The organism is Aquabacterium sp. A08 (assembly GCF_011742065.1).
The window spans coordinates 1-413 of sequence record NZ_JAAQQT010000277.1 but is presented as its reverse complement, the minus strand read 5'-3'; the positions used below and the strand labels follow the sequence as shown (position 1 = coordinate 413).

Below are 413 nucleotides of genomic sequence, written 5' to 3'. Positions count from 1 at the left end.
GACATCACAACTTTCAGTAATGCCAGCGAAGCTCTGAAAACTGTCGACTCTGCACTGGCTTTCATCAGCGGCGAACGGGCCAAACTCGGCGCCCTCCAAAGCCGCTTCGAGACCACTGTATCTAACCTGCAAGTCACCGCCGAAAACCTCTCTGCTTCGCGCAGCCGGATTTTGGACGCCGACTTTGCGGCCGAAACCGCGGCGCTGTCTCGCGCACAGATCCTGCAGCAGGCCGGCACCGCCATGGTGGCGCAGGCCAACCAGCTGCCGCAGGGTGTGTTGGCTCTGTTGCGTTAAACCACGAAAAGGTGGGGCAATGGGGGTTACCCCGCCCCATCGCCACAGCGGCAACGGGGCTATCCTGTTGTCGCTTTTTTCGTTTTAATGGGGTTGTGGGTGTTGCGCCCGCCCGG

General features: G+C 60.5%; 1 protein-coding gene. It reads left to right on the top strand.

The window, feature by feature from the left end; genetic code table 11:
* A partial coding sequence (locus HA630_RS01570; protein WP_256368605.1) for a flagellin occupies nt 1-297 on the top strand: 297 nt, incomplete at its 5' end.
* Nucleotides 298-413 lie beyond the last annotated feature (116 nt).